This window comes from Bacillus sp. DJP31, from assembly GCF_049310945.1.
Lineage (GTDB): Bacteria > Bacillota > Bacilli > Bacillales > SA4 > Bacillus_BS.
Genome location: NZ_JBMERO010000022.1, coordinates 25,751 through 41,566 on the forward strand (window position 1 = coordinate 25,751; position 15,816 = coordinate 41,566).

Annotated in this window: 17 protein-coding genes and 1 pseudogene; 3 read left to right on the forward strand and 15 right to left on the reverse strand. The window is 36.2% G+C overall.

What is annotated here, in order from left to right:
- Positions 1-141: 141 nt before the first annotated feature.
- Both ACOI1C_RS17065 and ACOI1C_RS17070 read left to right on the forward strand, forming a co-directional pair.
- On the forward strand, positions 142-540 hold the full coding sequence (locus tag ACOI1C_RS17065; protein ID WP_422511805.1) for a reverse transcriptase-like protein: 399 nt from the start codon (positions 142-144) through the stop codon (positions 538-540).
- A gap of 13 nt (positions 541-553) precedes the next feature.
- Entirely contained in the window at positions 554-1,474 is a 921-nt protein-coding gene (locus ACOI1C_RS17070; protein WP_422511806.1) for a DMT family transporter, read from the forward strand.
- Positions 1,475-1,490: 16 nt separating this feature from the next.
- On the opposite strand, the gene ACOI1C_RS17075 is transcribed toward ACOI1C_RS17070, so the two are convergent.
- Both ACOI1C_RS17075 and ACOI1C_RS17080 read right to left on the reverse strand, forming a co-directional pair.
- On the reverse strand, positions 1,491-1,775 hold the full coding sequence (locus ACOI1C_RS17075) for a DUF6123 family protein (protein WP_422511807.1): 285 nt from the start codon (positions 1,773-1,775) through the stop codon (positions 1,491-1,493).
- Between the two features lie 66 nt (positions 1,776-1,841).
- On the reverse strand, positions 1,842-2,300 hold the full coding sequence (locus tag ACOI1C_RS17080) for a divergent PAP2 family protein (protein WP_422511808.1): 459 nt from the start codon (positions 2,298-2,300) through the stop codon (positions 1,842-1,844).
- 104 nt (positions 2,301-2,404) lie between these two features.
- Here ACOI1C_RS17080 and sspL point away from each other — a divergent pair, with 104 nt between their 5' ends.
- The gene (gene sspL / locus ACOI1C_RS17085) at positions 2,405-2,536 is read left to right on the forward strand and encodes a small, acid-soluble spore protein L (RefSeq protein ID WP_422511809.1); all 132 of its coding nucleotides are present in this window, start codon (positions 2,405-2,407) and stop codon (positions 2,534-2,536) included.
- Positions 2,537-2,552: 16 nt separating this feature from the next.
- Here the strand turns inward: sspL and ACOI1C_RS17090 are convergent, their stop codons facing one another.
- The 13 genes and pseudogenes from ACOI1C_RS17090 to ACOI1C_RS17150 form a co-directional block, all read right to left on the reverse strand.
- Positions 2,553-3,425: a 5'-3' exonuclease gene (locus ACOI1C_RS17090; RefSeq protein WP_422511810.1), complete on the reverse strand. Its 873-nt coding sequence runs from the start codon at positions 3,423-3,425 to the stop codon at positions 2,553-2,555.
- Positions 3,426-3,640: 215 nt separating this feature from the next.
- Positions 3,641-3,925 (reverse strand): annotated as a pseudogene (locus ACOI1C_RS17095) (hypothetical protein); the annotation flags it as partial.
- A 7-nt stretch (positions 3,926-3,932) separates the two neighbouring features.
- A complete protein-coding gene (locus tag ACOI1C_RS17100; RefSeq protein ID WP_422511811.1) occupies positions 3,933-4,544 on the reverse strand; it encodes a hypothetical protein in 612 nt (203 codons plus the stop codon).
- A 225-nt stretch (positions 4,545-4,769) separates the two neighbouring features.
- On the reverse strand, positions 4,770-4,898 hold the full coding sequence (locus ACOI1C_RS17105; protein WP_422511812.1) for a hypothetical protein: 129 nt from the start codon (positions 4,896-4,898) through the stop codon (positions 4,770-4,772).
- A 117-nt stretch (positions 4,899-5,015) separates the two neighbouring features.
- Positions 5,016-5,846, reverse strand: coding sequence for a sulfurtransferase (locus ACOI1C_RS17110; protein ID WP_422511813.1), 831 nt, complete (start codon positions 5,844-5,846; stop codon positions 5,016-5,018).
- Positions 5,846-6,112 carry a YpbS family protein gene (locus ACOI1C_RS17115; RefSeq protein WP_422511814.1) on the reverse strand — a complete coding sequence of 89 codons (267 nt, stop codon included), beginning with the start codon at positions 6,110-6,112 and terminating at the stop codon, positions 5,846-5,848. The genes ACOI1C_RS17110 and ACOI1C_RS17115 overlap by 1 nt, the downstream gene beginning before the upstream one ends.
- A gap of 216 nt (positions 6,113-6,328) precedes the next feature.
- Positions 6,329-9,997 (reverse strand): dynamin family protein, encoded by a 3,669-nt coding sequence (locus ACOI1C_RS17120; RefSeq protein ID WP_422511815.1) that lies wholly within the window; start codon positions 9,995-9,997, stop codon positions 6,329-6,331.
- 118 nt (positions 9,998-10,115) lie between these two features.
- Entirely contained in the window at positions 10,116-10,685 is a 570-nt protein-coding gene (locus ACOI1C_RS17125) for an isoprenylcysteine carboxyl methyltransferase family protein (RefSeq protein ID WP_422511816.1), read from the reverse strand.
- 1 nt (position 10,686) lies between these two features.
- On the reverse strand, positions 10,687-11,778 hold the full coding sequence (locus ACOI1C_RS17130) for a type III polyketide synthase (protein ID WP_422511817.1): 1,092 nt from the start codon (positions 11,776-11,778) through the stop codon (positions 10,687-10,689).
- Positions 11,779-12,090: 312 nt separating this feature from the next.
- Positions 12,091-13,191: a PRK06851 family protein gene (locus tag ACOI1C_RS17135; RefSeq protein ID WP_422511818.1), complete on the reverse strand. Its 1,101-nt coding sequence runs from the start codon at positions 13,189-13,191 to the stop codon at positions 12,091-12,093.
- 132 nt (positions 13,192-13,323) lie between these two features.
- The gene (locus ACOI1C_RS17140; RefSeq protein WP_422511819.1) at positions 13,324-14,097 is read right to left on the reverse strand and encodes an SDR family NAD(P)-dependent oxidoreductase; all 774 of its coding nucleotides are present in this window, start codon (positions 14,095-14,097) and stop codon (positions 13,324-13,326) included.
- A gap of 2 nt (positions 14,098-14,099) precedes the next feature.
- Positions 14,100-14,678 carry a beta-class carbonic anhydrase gene (locus ACOI1C_RS17145; RefSeq protein ID WP_422511820.1) on the reverse strand — a complete coding sequence of 193 codons (579 nt, stop codon included), beginning with the start codon at positions 14,676-14,678 and terminating at the stop codon, positions 14,100-14,102.
- A 113-nt stretch (positions 14,679-14,791) separates the two neighbouring features.
- A complete protein-coding gene (locus ACOI1C_RS17150) occupies positions 14,792-15,769 on the reverse strand; it encodes a sodium-dependent bicarbonate transport family permease (RefSeq protein ID WP_422511821.1) in 978 nt (325 codons plus the stop codon).
- Positions 15,770-15,816 lie beyond the last annotated feature (47 nt).

Below are 15,816 nucleotides of genomic sequence, written 5' to 3' on the forward strand. Positions count from 1 at the left end.
AAAAAGATCAGTATCTTCATTTTCCCTTACTTTTAATGGCTTATTCATTATTCTCAGTTTCCTTTGCAATAACGCTTTCCGGTAAACTTAATCAATGTTATAGTATGTTTCATACGTCCATAACTTTAAGGAGGTTCTCACTTGATTGAAGTTTACATTGATGGAGCAAGTGCAGGTAATCCCGGCCCATCTGGTGCGGGAGTCTATATCAAAGGAAATGGAAACATAGATAGATACTCCATACCACTTGGAATTATGACCAATCACGAGGCCGAATATTACTCTCTGATTAAAGCTTTAGAGATTTGTATCGAAAAAAAGTTTACCACTGTTTCCTTCAGAACGGATTCACAGCTTGTTGATCAAACAATAGAAAAAGAATATGTCAAGAACAAACAATATATTCCGCTTTTAGAACGAGCAATAAAACTAACTAAAAGTTTTGACTTATTCTTCATCAAATGGATTCCTAGCAGTCAAAACAAGATTGCAGATGAATTAGCCAGACTTGCCATTCGACAAAATGAAGGGTCAAAGTAGGAAAGGGATTAAGATGGATAAACGATTATTCGCCGACTTTATTTTATTATTTGTGGCTTTTATTTGGGGAGCAACTTTTGTATTAGTACAGCAAGCCCTATCTTTTTTAGATCCATTTACGTTTAATGCCATACGTTTTACTCTTGCCGCTATTATACTTTCCATATGGTTCTTACTATTCAAACGTGAACAGCTTCAATCACTTAATCGAAAATTTCTAGTAGCTGGATTTTTCATTGGAATGAGTTTATTTTTTGGTTATGCACTCCAGACAATGGGTTTGCTTTATACGACCTCATCCAAAGCAGGATTTATTACGGGGCTTAGTGTTGTGTTAGTTCCGTTATTAGCTTATTTCTTACTAAAACAAAATCTCCGTCCTTTAGCCATTATAGGATCCATCATTGCTGTTATTGGGTTATTTCTGTTAACTGTTGGTGATTCTATCTCCTTAAATATTGGCGATCTTTTCGTTTTAGGCTGCGCAGTAGCTTTTGCCATGCATATTGTTTTAATTGGAAAATATACAAATGAGTTTCCGGCATTGCTGCTTACTCTAGGCCAAATTATCGGTGTTGCAATAGCTTCAAGTGTTTCAGCCCTTGTTTTTGAGGACTGGAGCCTAGCCTTCAATATAGAGACACTTTCTGAAAAAGATGTTTTGATTGCCTTACTCGTCACATCAATTTTGGCAACAGCCTTCGCATTCTTAGCTCAAACGAAACTACAGCAATATACCACACCAACTCGGGTTGCTTTAATTTTTGCAACAGAACCCGTTTTTGCAGCGATTACTGCTTACTTTTGGGCGGATGAACGTTTAGGCTACATACCTATTGTCGGTTGTGCTCTTATTTTCATTGGCATGATTCTTTCAGAACTAAAAGTAAAAAAGCTAACAATCCAGACTATATCTCAAAAAAACCCACTTTAAGTAAGTGGGTTTTTTGTTAATCCCTCAGGATTCCTTTTTGTTTAGCATACTGAAATGAATCTTTTCGATTCGTGATATTCTCACCTTTAAGTTGTTCGAGTAAGGCAACAAAATAACTTCCATCAAAATGGCGTTGAGCCTTCAGAGTGATTTCAATTGCCGCAATAACTTGGTCGTCACTTGTTGCAGAGTACCTTTGCCCAAACGAGATAAAGCCTAGTTCTTCCTCACCAAAATGAAACCCTTTATCTGTTAAAAATTGCACGTACTCATCTACTGTTTTTACAGCGTTTGTTGTCACACTTTTCCCCATCCTTAAAATAAAGCTACCTTTAGTCATGATACAGAAAAAATACGATATTGACTATTATTTCTTTGTTAAGAAATGACTAATCGTACCTGAAAGAACTCCTAATATGGCTCCACCCAATACCTCTTCAGGCTGGTGACCGAGCATTTCCTTTAATTTTCTTTCTTTTCGATCATGAAAATGAAAATCGGTTTGACCCTGAATATGTTCTAGCTCTTCATCAATATCGTTTACCACTAATGTAAGCTCTCCTGTTTGTCTTCGTATCCCTTGAGCATCGTACATGACAATTAATCCGAAAATGGAAGCTAGGGCGAAGTCTACAGTTGGGATCCCTCTCTTTAAAGCAATAAAAGTAGCCAATGATGTCACACCCGCAGAATGTGAACTAGGCATCCCTCCTGTTTCCATGAAGGTTCCCCAGTCCCATTCTCCCGTTTTTATCTTCTTTAGCGGTATTTTCAAGAACTGAGCTAATCCAATTGTTGCAACAGCCGTTACCATTCCTTTATTCATCTCTTTCACCTCTACCTTATTTTTTAAATAGAGGGGAGAAACTATTCGTCATTTACATAATTGTTATATGTAAGTCAAACAATAGGGATGGAGGTGATTGTAAAATGGCAAAGAAAGAAAATAATCGTGGGATGGCAGCACATGGTGTGAATCCCCAAGGATTTGCTGATGATATTCCTACACCAGAGCCCAAAAGTAAGCTTGAGGAAGCAGCTAAAAAATCAAATACAAAGTAGATTGGGAATTCCCAATCTATCCTAGTAATTGATCCAATCCTTTAAATTCTAATTCGTTAAATTTGTTTCGTGCGTGTTCTTTATTTATTTGTAGCAAAGCTTTCTCTATTGCGCATTCAATTGGAACCTCACAATGGATGCGCGCAAGCTTATGAGACAAATGGAGCATGTCTATGCTCTGCTCAATTTTACTACGATGGGAATTAGATAGGTTAGACATATTTTCCAAAATACCCTCAACTGATCCAAACTGTAATAAAAGCTTTATCGCTGTTTTTTCTCCGATTCCTTTGACACCAGGATAATTATCACTAGGATCACCCATAAGAGCTTTTAGATCTATCATTTGATCTGGTGTAATCCCCTTCTCCTCTAATAGTCTGGCAGGCTGGTACACATCATAATTCCCATAACCTTTTCTAATAATGGCAACCGAAACATTTTCTGTAAGTAATTGAAGAATATCTTGGTCCCCAGTTAGAATAACCACAGAAAATTCATCACTATATTGCTTTACAAGAGTTCCAATGCAATCATCTGCCTCAAAACCCTTTAGCCCAATATTGGGAATATTAAGGGCCTCCACGACTGTCTTAACAAGGTCAAATTGAGGAACAAGTTCAATTGGTGCCGCAGATCGATTGGCTTTATATTCTGGGAATTGTTCACTTCTAAATGTCTTACTCCCCATATCCCAGCAACATATGACATGACTAGGATTGAAATGCTCCACAGCCGTAAATAAGTGCTTTACAAATCCGTGAACACCATTTGTCGGAATTCCTTTACTATTTATCATAAAATAATTATTAACGGCAGTTGCGTAAAACGCTCTGAATAATAAGGCCATTCCATCTACAAGTAGGATGGATTTTTTCAATTCTTCCATATCAGCACTCCTTAACTTTCTAATGCTTGTCTATTATATCATAATAGGCGAACTTAAACGGATACCAATCAGAGATGATTTATGGAATCGAGTAGAGGGAAATTAAATTAGTTTTATTTTTTCCCTTCTCGGAACACTTATCCCGACTTCCTCGTTGTATCAAGTGAACTACTCCCATCACTTACCACCCTTAAGGGTTGCTTGAAGTGGGGGCTTCTTGGGTAATTGGCTTTCTCACCCTCACTATCAACAAACAACCCATCCATCGCAAAATCTAAACCAACAACTTTTTTAATTTCCTTGCTTTCAATTCCCTTCTCGTACTCTGTAAGAATAGAAATAGTGTACTTCCCTGAAGAATTTATAGATATGGTGCAAGATTTGATTGTATATTAAGAAGGAATTTCACGATGTTGCTTGATTTTGACTAATTTAAATTTAGGTAATTTGATTGTACCTGTACCATCCAAAGCCTGGCACACAAGAAAAAGACGCCTTATTAGACGTCTAGCTTTCACCTGGGAGAACACGAACTAATTCAACATTTATATCTCTAAGTGCATCATAAATTCGTCTTTTATTTAGTTGAACCTCTCTCGTGATAGGAAGATAAAATATTTCCCCGTTTTGGAAAGTGAATTCAAGGTTTCCTTCGACCATAACACCATTTTTAATTGTCTGATGCTGCTTTGCTTCAACTACTTCTTCCCACTTATGATGCCTGACCTTTAGTTCTGTCAAAGTCGTAAAGTGAATTCCTTCATCATTTAAATAAAAGTAATGGTTTAAGGTTAACGGAATGATAAGGACTCCTGGTATTAAAAGAAGCAGGAAGGGAAATATTTGAATTTTTCTCTCCTCCATTTGTCTTTTGCTTCTATAGACTAGAAAAATAATAATTACGACTGAAAACCAGATCAAAGCTCCAGCAAACAGTAAGTATGTAAGGGGTGGTGTTCCGAAAAACCATGCTTCAACATTTTTAATGAAAATATCTTGATAGGTGTAAATAGCTATAAATGGTAAAAATATACACGAAAGAAATAAAATGAAGGAAATCATGATTAAATAACCTGTCACATCAAATTTCTTCTTTTTTGTAATCGTATAACTTGCCACAATTTCCCTCCTATTTCTTTACATACAACTATTTTAACAGAATACTCCGTAAAAAGGAGAGAGTTTTTCAGGAGTTCTACCACTTGTTCTTTCATAAAAAAGACCCTGTCTACATTTTTTTTGCGACAGGGCCTTACCAACAATATTCAGTATCACCCACATGTGCCGTTCATTTACTACACAAGTAACAGCTTCACAAACACTGTAGGAGTTACATTACCTTTATTATTTTTTCTTTTTTGAGTTTGCTTTATCAGCTTCAACTTCTGCATATGAAGCAAATTCAGTATCGTTGTCTTTTTTCACGTTATCATTTCTTTGTGCATTTGCATTCGCATTTTTTGTTCTTCCCACTGTAGTAGATCAACTCCTTTTATTTAATCACCAATGTAGTATCTGCAAGAAGAACTTTTTTTATGTTGGACCTTCTAGATGAACATATAAAAAACCCTTATCATTAAAGATAAGGACCTACTCTTTTGCGATTGGGTTATCCTCGTAAGAAATCCAATCACTCCAACTACCTGCATAAAGCAAAACATCCTTAAAGCCCGCTTCCTTCAAGGCTAGAACGTTTGGGCATGCCGTTACACCTGAACCACAGTAAACGATGATTGACTGATCCTTGGGTAAGTGATCCAATCTCTTTTTTTGAAGTTTTTGTTCGTTCCATGTACCTTCATGGTTACTATTATCCAGCCAGAAAAGATTTAGAGCTCCTGGAATGTGACCTGCGATACTATCGATTGGTTCCTCTAGTCCCTTGTATCTCTTTGCTTCTCTAGAATCAATCAAAGTAAAATTCGGATTGTTTAAACAAGCCCTTACTTCATCAACTGTTACTAGCATGTCTGAATGAATGCGGGGTTTGAACATTCTTCTTTGAAAGGTAGGAATGGTCGAATCAACCTGAAAGCCCTTTTGCTCCCATGTTGAATATGAACCATTCATCACAAAAACTTTTTCATGACCTAGGTAGCGAAGGATCCACCATAATCTTGAAGCCATGGCTCCGTTTTGGTCATCATAGACAACAACAGTTACTTTCTCGTCTATACCTATACTCGAAAGTTTCTCGGAGAGGATTTCAATATCTGGGAGGGGATGCCTCCCACCATGATGCAAGGCAGGACTAGCGAGATCTTTCTCTAAACTCATATAAGCCGAATTTGGCAGATGTACTGTTCGATAAGCAACTTCCCCAGCAGTAGCATCGTTAAGCTGAAAGCGGCAGTCCACAATTCGTACATTTTCATCGTTTATATGCTCTGATATCCAGTCGAAGGATTTTATGTGGGACATTACTTTGTCTTCCCTAGTTTGAATGCATAATCCTTTACCATTTCAATTGTTACCAGCTTTCTTTGAGGAACAACTCCTTGTTTAGCTAGTTCATTAATTTCCTTTGTAATAATATTAATTTTCTCTGTTGAGAACTCTACTTTTTGTTTACATAATGACACAGCTTCTTCAATATACAACTCGCGCTGATGGTCTAGTTGTAAGAAATCCTTTAGGATTTGATGTTGCTTTGAAGAATGCTTTGTAATCGCTTCATGAACATTCATAATGATTCCCCTTTCTTTAAAAAACCTCTTTTTTCCATAAGCTTTTTCACTTGCTCCAATGGATCCCAACAATTGAATTGATGGGTAGGTTTGGTTTCAAACCCTAATCTCGAGCATTTGTAGACAGTACGCTTTTGAGTTTTCACCACCTCATAATGGATACAGGTAGCACATGCATGAAATGATTGGTGGTTTATTGGAATCTCCCCCTATTCCTCATACCATTTCTGATACTTGTGTTTCGATATTTTTAAGCTCATTAATATCCATTTTTTCTGAAAGGATATCAAACAATCCTTCAAAATAATAGTCGACTTCAGAGCAAGATGATCGTTTCCAACCCTGAACTTGACTCGAAAAGAGCACCGCATAGTAATCGGTCAATTTCATCCTGTTTTTCTCCAAGTATAAGCCAACCGGTTCTTGAAGAAGGAACTCTAGATCATCTCTCATTTTCTTCTTTCCGTTGTTTTCGAAAAATGTTTTCGTATTCTTAAACAAAGCTAAAGGCTTACTAATGGAAAGTTGGTCTAAATCTTGGGTAATACTACTAAAATCAAGTAAATCCATGTTAGGTGGTTGTATATATGTGAGTTGTAACGACTCATGAATCTTTCTTGCTTCTGTATATGTCGTCATATGGATAGAGAATAACTGTTTTTTTATGAAATCTTCAATTCTAACACTCGTTGCCCTCAGCTCTTGAGAAAGATCAAATGCTACAGATTCAGTAAGTTCATCTAGACAACCTTTAAGGGCTACTTTTATGCTCTGATTCTCATCAGAGAGAACAGACGGATGGAATGACTCATTAAACATACCCGTAAATCGTAAAAACATACGTTGTTTAACATAAAAGAGTAATTCCTTAATCTCCTTCTCTAAAGCTTTTTTGGAAGGCTCAAGCTCAGTTGATTCAATTCGGGTAAGAATCTCATTTTTTACCAGGTGTAATTGGTTCCTGCGATTCTCTTTTTCTTCATTCCCAATTAAAGCTGTTTGGATATATTCATTTAATACACCATGTACCCTTTTCAAATCTAATCTGGCAGATGTTACGGTCATCTCGATTAGCTCATGTTGAATAAAGTCTTCAAAACTTTCTTCAAAAGTAGATATTCCGGAGTCTTCCATCACCGTTTGATTTGGGACAGTCATACCTTGCTTTTCTTTCAGCGCAAGTAGACTTGAAATTGGGAATAAACGTGGCTTTCTAATTCCATAGGATAATAATTGTGTACTCACATAAGATTGAACAAGCTGTAGCTCCTCTTTTGACGAAGCAAGATCTGCTGCGTTTATTAAAAAGAACATCTTATCGAGCTCAAAGATATCTTTCACACGACCCAACTGGATCAAGAACTCACGGTCAGCTTTAGAAAATGCATGGTTATAGTATGTTACAAAAAGTATGGCATCTGCGTTTTTTATATATTCGAACGCAACTCCTGTATGTCTCGCATTTATAGAGTCCGCACCTGGTGTATCAACAAGTGTAATCCCTTGTCTTGTTAGATCACAATCATAGAAAACTTCGATCCACTCAACAAAGCAAGACTTTTCTTCATTAGCGACAAAATCCCCAAACTGGTCTAAATCAACAAACAGAATCCGCCCAAAATGATCTCTCATTTGCTCATAGCCTAATTGAACAGCCTTTAAAAAGCTATAATGGGGTTTTTGTCTCGGCTCCACTTGTTCAAGTTTTAGCACGGTTTGGATATGGTTTAATGCCTCTTCTATCGTTGTGAAGGATAGATGAAAGTGTTTCAGTGAAACCTCTAAATCAATCTCTAGTTGTTGAACATCCTTCACCTGAACTCTTACTGTTCCATGAGGAAATTCAGCTGTTACAGGTTTAATTTTGTTAATCGTTGCAGTTGTCGGATTAGGAGAAACAGGTAACAGCTTTGTCCCCATCAGGGCATTTGCAAAGGATGATTTCCCTGCACTGAATGCACCGAATAATGCAATTGTAAAGGACTGATTCGCCAATCGTGCTCCTTTTTCTTTTAGCTGTTGCACGACTGTCTGTAAGCCCTTCACATGTTGAAGTGACTCTGTAACAGAATGAATCTTCTTGACCATATCCGCAGAATTCACTTTATCTTTGTGTTTTAGTTCTTGCACTAAAACAACTTCTTCATCCGGTGCCGAATTGTTACCCTCATCGGACTTCATAAAAACAGCACTTGGAGGTTTAGGTTCATATAGAAAAGATTTTAAGATAGATTCTTTCACAATCTCAACATTCTCTATAGGTCCTTCATTAAGCAGCTTCATCAATATAAGATTGCTGGACTTAAGAATTTCTCCGCTCTCATTAAGTTGTTGGATAGTGACTTTGTATTTCTCATACTTCCCTAATTCATTCTCTAAGCCTTTAATTACATTACTGTTTGCACCATCTAGAACCTTTAGCCAATTCTCCATTATTTCTAAAGCCACTACTCGGTATTTCCTCTTACATTCAAAAGCAAGATCATTTGTAAAATTAAGAAGAGCATCTCCGGTAGCCTTTGCACCTTTTTTTACAGTTTCACGGATATCAGACGGTTCAAGCATTACTTTAAACTCATACACATCATTTAATAATGTTTCTGGCAATTGATTATGTTTACAAAACTTAGTAAGCAACTCACCCACGTGCCAATTGATTTGTGAATTTACTTTACCCATTAAATCCTGGTAAAACGCTTGAAGTCTATCCTCTTTTTCTTTATCCGTTTTTTGCTTAGAGAAAATAAATCCTACTTTGAAATCTGGCTGCTCACTCTCTAAAAATCTTTGTGCGAGCTCCCTTGTTTCAAACGGCATTAAGTAGGCATTATCTAACAGTTTAGTTAGATCCTGTTTAAAAATAAACTTTTGCTCAGTGACTAGTGACGTTTGTAATGAGATCTTTGTTTTTAAAGATTCAATTTTAGTTGGTACTTCTACTCTTTCAATTGAACTTAAGCTAGAAAGGTGTTGTTCCCATTGTTCAACTTTTTCCATGTTGTATTCTTTAACCCAATTTAAATGGTCAAGAATTAATGTTTGAGCGGAATCGAAAATGCCTTTAATGAGGGCCTCATCTCGTCCTCCCCAAGCAAAGGATAAGAAAGATTTCAAGTCAGATAATTGGTTGTCAGGATGCTCCTGTACTTTTAAGCTCGTATAAAAAATCCCATCTGGCTTTACTCCCCAATTATGAAAAGCATGAAGAACTCCTTCTTGAAATTCATGAAATGAAAGCTCTGTCTCTTGGTGTTTATCTATCTGATTTATAATCAAGTAAAGAGGCTTCTTCATCTCTTGTAGTTTTTTCGTAAATTGAAAGCTTATTTCTGATTGAACATGATTATAATCCATCATGTAAAAAATGATGTCTGCTAAATGAAGAGCAGATTCCGTTGATATCCGGTGAGCATCGTCAACAGAATCAATACCAGGAGTGTCTAAAATGGTAACCCCAGTTGGTACTTTAGACGATTTTGTTCCGATTTCAATCCACTCTACCTCTTGACCATTCATACAAAACTTCTTAATCTGTTCTATATTGTAAGGGGAAGGAAACTCTACGACTTCACCATTAAATAAGAATACACGTGCAACGTCATCTGAGGACTGAACCTTTACTAAATTCGCACTAGTCGGTATCGGACTAGAAGGTAAAATCTCAGCTCCCACTAGTTCATTAATCATACTTGATTTCCCTGCTGAGAAGTGTCCACAAAATCCAATGCTATATTCACGATCATTTAATTTTTTTATGAGTTGTTTTACTTTCTTTGACTGTCCAAGATCTCCTGCTTTTTCAAACTCAAGAAAAAGACCTGTTAAATTTATCAGTAAGTTGCCCTCAGACATTACCTTTTCAATTGGTGCTATAATTTGACTCATGTCGTTTAATCCCCTTTTAAACTCCCAATAGCATTTTCTAATTATTTATTTTACTGTATAAGTCGATATTTTCCTATAAAAATAACCCTGAAATGCAGAAAAGACTAGAAAGTACACTCTAGTCGTTACATTTTTTTAAAGGTATGGGAGAGAATCGTGAAATCTTTGCAAACTTCTCTTGATAATCTGTTTCTGCCATTAAGGCCTTTTCTTCAAGTGGAATTCGAACGGATAGCATCCACGCGTTTAATATAGAGAATATGGCAGCTGTCCAATATGCTTGAAATAATAAAGGGATTAACAGTATTTCTACTATAACAATGACATAGTTAGGATGCCGTAAGTATTTATATGGACCTTTTTTTACAATTGTGGTGTTTGGAAGAACGATGATTTTTGTGTTCCAGTACTTACCTAGAGAAAGTAATGCCCATACCCTCATTGCTTGCGTGACTAAAAACAAGATTGCTAAGAATGGCCAAAACGAAGTTAACTCTTTATCTAAAATAAGAACCTCAAGTAGAAGTGTGATGAAGAAGGCTGAATGCATAAGAACCATCAAGGAATAATGTTCTTCTCCAACCTCATACCCACCTTTTTCCTTCATCCATCGTTCATTTTTCGATGCGACCTTTAATTCACATAGCCTCTGAAGTATGATTAAAGTGAATACTAGATAAAAGATCAATCTAAATCCCCCATTTCACTAGCAGTAGTTCAGAACTAAATCCCGGACCCAAGGCAGCAATTAATCCGAATTCACCCGCTTGTTGATCACACTTCATAAACTCATCTAAGACATAATACACAGTCGCAGACGACATGTTACCATGTTCTTGTAGAACCTTTCGAGAAATTTCAGTCTTGGCCTTACTAAAGCCTAACGATTTTTCATAAGCCTCAATAACCTTTTTCCCACCAGGATGTGCGATAAAGTGCTCAACATCCTGCAATGATAATTGATGCTTGTGAAGAAATTTCTCTACATTAGGTTTTAGCCAATCTGTGATAATGGTTGGAATATCCTTTGAAAAGATGACATACAGGCCCTCGTTTTTTATATCCCAGCCCATAACATCCTCAGAGTGGGGCATTAGAGTTGATTGTGTATCTATAATGGATGGTATGTATTCATGTTTTTTGCTTCTGTGAATGGTTGCGTTGTCGCCCATAACAAGTAAAGTCGCGACACCATCACCAAATAAAGATGTACCAATTAGGTTGCTTTTTGAACGGTCATTTTTTTGGAAAGTTAAGCTACAGAGCTCAACAGCTACAACAAGTACTTTTGAGGAGGGGTAGGCAAGACAATATTCAAATGCCCTTGATAAGCCTGATGCACCACCCGCACAACCTAGACCCCATATCGGAATTCGTTTTGTATGAGGAGAAAAAGGCAAGTGGTTCATTATTTTCGCATCAATTGTAGGAGTAGAAAGTCCAGAAGTAGAAATAAAGAAAATGGCTTCAATTTCATCATAGCGCACTTTTTTTTCTAAGTACTCCTTATTTGAAAGGCACTGTTTAACAGACTCTACACCAAATTCAACCGCATGCTCAATGTATGCTTGATTTTTTTCTTCAAACGTATGATCATCCTTAAACCAATTTATATCCTTCGCAAAATTACGCTTCTGGATTTCTCCATTTTCAAAAACGGTTAATAATCTCGACATATCCTTAAACGAGTCTTGGAAAAGTTCACGAGCAAATTCCACAGTTGTTGCTTGTGTGACAGGGTTAGGGGGTACACAAACACCAACGGAGGCAATTTTCGGCATAAAATCCCTCCTTTTAATACAACAAAGTATCATTACTTTTACCAAATTCCGCTAAAATATTCAACCGTGTTTTATATCACGCTATAATGGTAGAGTACAAAAGAGTAAATAGAATCCTTAAGTTCACACGTGAGCAGCAGTAGGAGTCAGGTACAAAACTTAAAGGTATGCCTATAAAAAAAGCCTCCCGTAAAATGGGAAGCCAACGTTTTTTGGAGAATTTATAAAGTTGCTGTGCCTCTTTATTATAACTCATTACGGTTAAATCTACATCTCGAAAATTTTGGAAATTACGATTAAAATGAGCTCTGATTATTTACTTACAGTTGCTAAATATTGAACCTCTTGTAGAACTTCTTCCCTTTTTTTATCCACTTTTTCAAAGTCCATGGATTGAATATAGTATTCTTCAAGTCGGTCATGGAGACGTTTGGCTTCACTTAGGAAATTTGTCGCGAGTGCCATTTTATTACGATAAGATATATTTAATTCACTGAGTCGCTCTTTATGAACTTCTTCCACACTTGTATCCATGCATAACTTAAACATATCAACAACAACATCATTTAAACGAAAAGGATCTACAACATGTGGTGCTGTGCCATCAACAACTGCCACACTTAAGGATGGAATAATAACCATATCGATACTATTTGGATCAAAGGCACATGGGTAGTATTCAACTGATAAACCACTAGATTCAGCTTGGCTACCTATTTTTTTCATTAATGTCGACTTTCCACTTCCAGGTCTACCCTTAATGACAAATCTTCTCGTAATATCTTCTGTAATATTATCAATGAAGTTTACAGCACCCATTGGTGTAGACGCGCCGAAGAACCTTTTTGTTACTATGGGATATGCGTCTCTTTCAAAAGGTTGCTCAAAGATTGAACGCAATAGATCTTGTGTTATATGATTTGCTTTTTCAAAGTTCATCGAACTTATATAGATTTCTTCTTTTTTTAGATGAATATTCTTTGCTTCTTGCATGGTTTGATAGGCTGCTTTATAACTAGTTCCGATGTCATTTGTAATCGAGATAATATTCTTTTTATATTGTGCTAAGTATGCATCGTTTCTATAGGCACCAAGATCAATTAACTTTTCAACAACTCCAGGATATTTGGGTTCAATTATATGTGGAGCTGTACCATCTACAATCCCTACCTTCAATTCAGGTATAATTATCCCATCAATGGACTTATTATCACTTGAACAGTGAAGATACTGTAGATTAAACCCCTTATCAATCATGACTAAACCAATCTTCCTCATAAAGGTGGACTTGCCCGTACCAGGTCCTCCTTTAAGTATATAAAGCCTTTCTAGATCCTTTGTAGCATCGTCATATAAGGAATAAAAGCCTTGACTAGAATTTGTTCCCGCATAGAAGTTTTTGATTGTCGCCATGTCACCATCTCCTTTGAAATTCTAGGGTGATCGCCTAAGATAGGATATGGGTGATTCTATGTATTGTGACACTTCATTTGAGTGAAATGAAAAAAACTGCCCATTGATTGGACAGTTAGAAATTCATTGAAATTAAAAACCGTGTATAGTCATGCCACCGTCTACAAATAGGGTTTGACCTGTTATATAGTTGGCTGCATCTGATGATAAGAAAACCGCAGGTCCAACAAGTTCTGGAAGTTCACCTACGCGTTTTAAAGGTGTAACAGAAAGAATTTCGTTCACATATTTCTGATCTTGCAAAAGCTTTTCAGTTAAGGGTGTTCTAAAATACCAGGGACCAATAGAATTCACATTAATCCCATACTCCCCCCATTCTAGTGCTAACACCTTTGTCATTTGAATCATTGCTGCCTTTGTAGCCGCGTATACTATGCCTGTGCGAAGTGCTACATGACCTGCAACAGAAGATATATTAATGATTCTACCTTTTATATTACTATCCTTCATTTGTCTACCTACTTCTTGAGACATCATGAAGGCAGATTTTAAATTTGTATCCATGATCTTTTGCCATTCTTCCTCTGTAACATCTAGAGCTTTAGATCTAATATTCATACCTGCATTATTAACTAGAATATTAACTTCCGAAAACTCTTCACTTACTTTTCTAAGAGCTTGCTGAATACTCACTTTACTTGTTACATCTGTAACAACAGGCAAAGCTCGTCTACCTAGAGTTTTTATATGCTCTGCAACCTCAATTAAATCTTCTTCTGTTCTAGAAAATAGGGCAACATCTGCTCCAGCTTCTGCCATCCCAATAGCAATAGCTCGTCCAATTCCTCTACCTGCACCAGTAACGACTACTACTTTTCCATGAAGCTCAAAAGAAGGCAAAAACATAATTAAAGCATCCCCTTTACTTGTTTATTTCCATCAATGAGAACGGACAATTTGCCAGTATTAGAATCAATTATTAATCCATGAACAATAATATCCTTAGGTAAAAGAGGGTGGTTCTTTATCATTTCAACTGACTCACTTACACTAACTTCTACGCTTTCAAAACCCTTCAGAAAGCCTTCAATATTGATTCCTGCATTTTGCAAGATCTCAATACTTTCAGGTGATACACCTGCCTCTTTTGCCTTATCCAGTATTGGAGTAGCATGTAAACCTATCATTCCACAATCTTGATGTCCTATAACAAAAACTTCCTTTGCTTGTAAGCTATACACAGCAACTAAAATACTTCTCATAATGCTGCCAAAAGGATGGGATACTAGTGCACCTGCATTTTTTATTATTTTTGCATCGCCATTTCGGATATTCATTGCTTTAGGAAGTAATTCGACTAATCTAGTATCCATGCACGTTAAAATAACCATTTGTTTATCTGGATATTTTGTTGTATGGAAAGGTTGATATTCCTTCTTTTCAACAAACTCACTATTATATTTTAAAATTTCATTAAGTTTAGACATAAATATCTCTCTCTTATGTAATATTTTATTTTCTATTTGATATGAAAAGATATGCCCTATTCTAATATAACATGTTAAATTTTCAAATTGGATGTAGTAATTATGTAACTTCTTTACATAATAGTACTTAACCAGTAATAAAATGGAATTCCAAAAATTAAATTGAAAGGTAATGTTAGTCCTAAAGATGATCCTAAATAGATTCCAGAATTTGCACTAGGTATAGCATGTCCTATTGCAGCAGGCGCAGCGATATAGGATGAACTAGCAGTAAGTACACCTAGCATAAATGCACCACCTACTGACATTCCGATTAATGAGCCTACTAGTACCCCGATAATTCCACCTATAATTGGAAGGATAAAAGCAAAAGCGAAAGAACGTATTTTAAAATCTTCTATCTTTTTTATTTGTTGTGTCGCTACCATTCCAATATGTAATAAGAAGATACATAATAGACCATAAAATAAGTCTCCAAATAAAGGTTCAATTTTAGCCAGACCTTCTTTATGTGCTACTAGACCAATAAATATGCCTCCAATGAGGAGAAATATGCTTTTACCAAAGAAAGCATCTTTAATTGCAAAGCTCAGGTTTGCCTTTACTTTCGGACCTGCTTCACTTCTAACTAAATTAAATAGCACGATCGCTGCGATAATAGCTGGGCCTTCCATCACAACTAAGATAGCTGAGATATAGCTTTCATAAGGAACATTTATTTTATCGAGAAAGCCGATACCGGCTATAAACGTTACGGCACTTACGGATCCGTAATGTGCAGCAGTGGCTAAGGAGTCTGTTTTAGAAAACTTAAATACTTTGTTAATAAAGAAATAAGCAATCACCAACATAATTAGACTTAGAAATAACGCAGCAATTACTGGAATAATCATCGTCCAAAAGCTAATATTTCTTAATTCTACGCCACCCTTTATTCCAATTGTAAATAAAATAATCATAGTATAGCCACTATAAAAGGCTTCTGGAACCTTTAAATCTGAATTTACAATTACAGCTACAATTCCCAACACAAAAAATAAAATCATGGGCGAAAGTAAGTTACTATATACAATCTCCAGTATTAAATCCATTTATTGTTTGACCTCCCAAGCATTGTATACGAAACAAAATATACAGT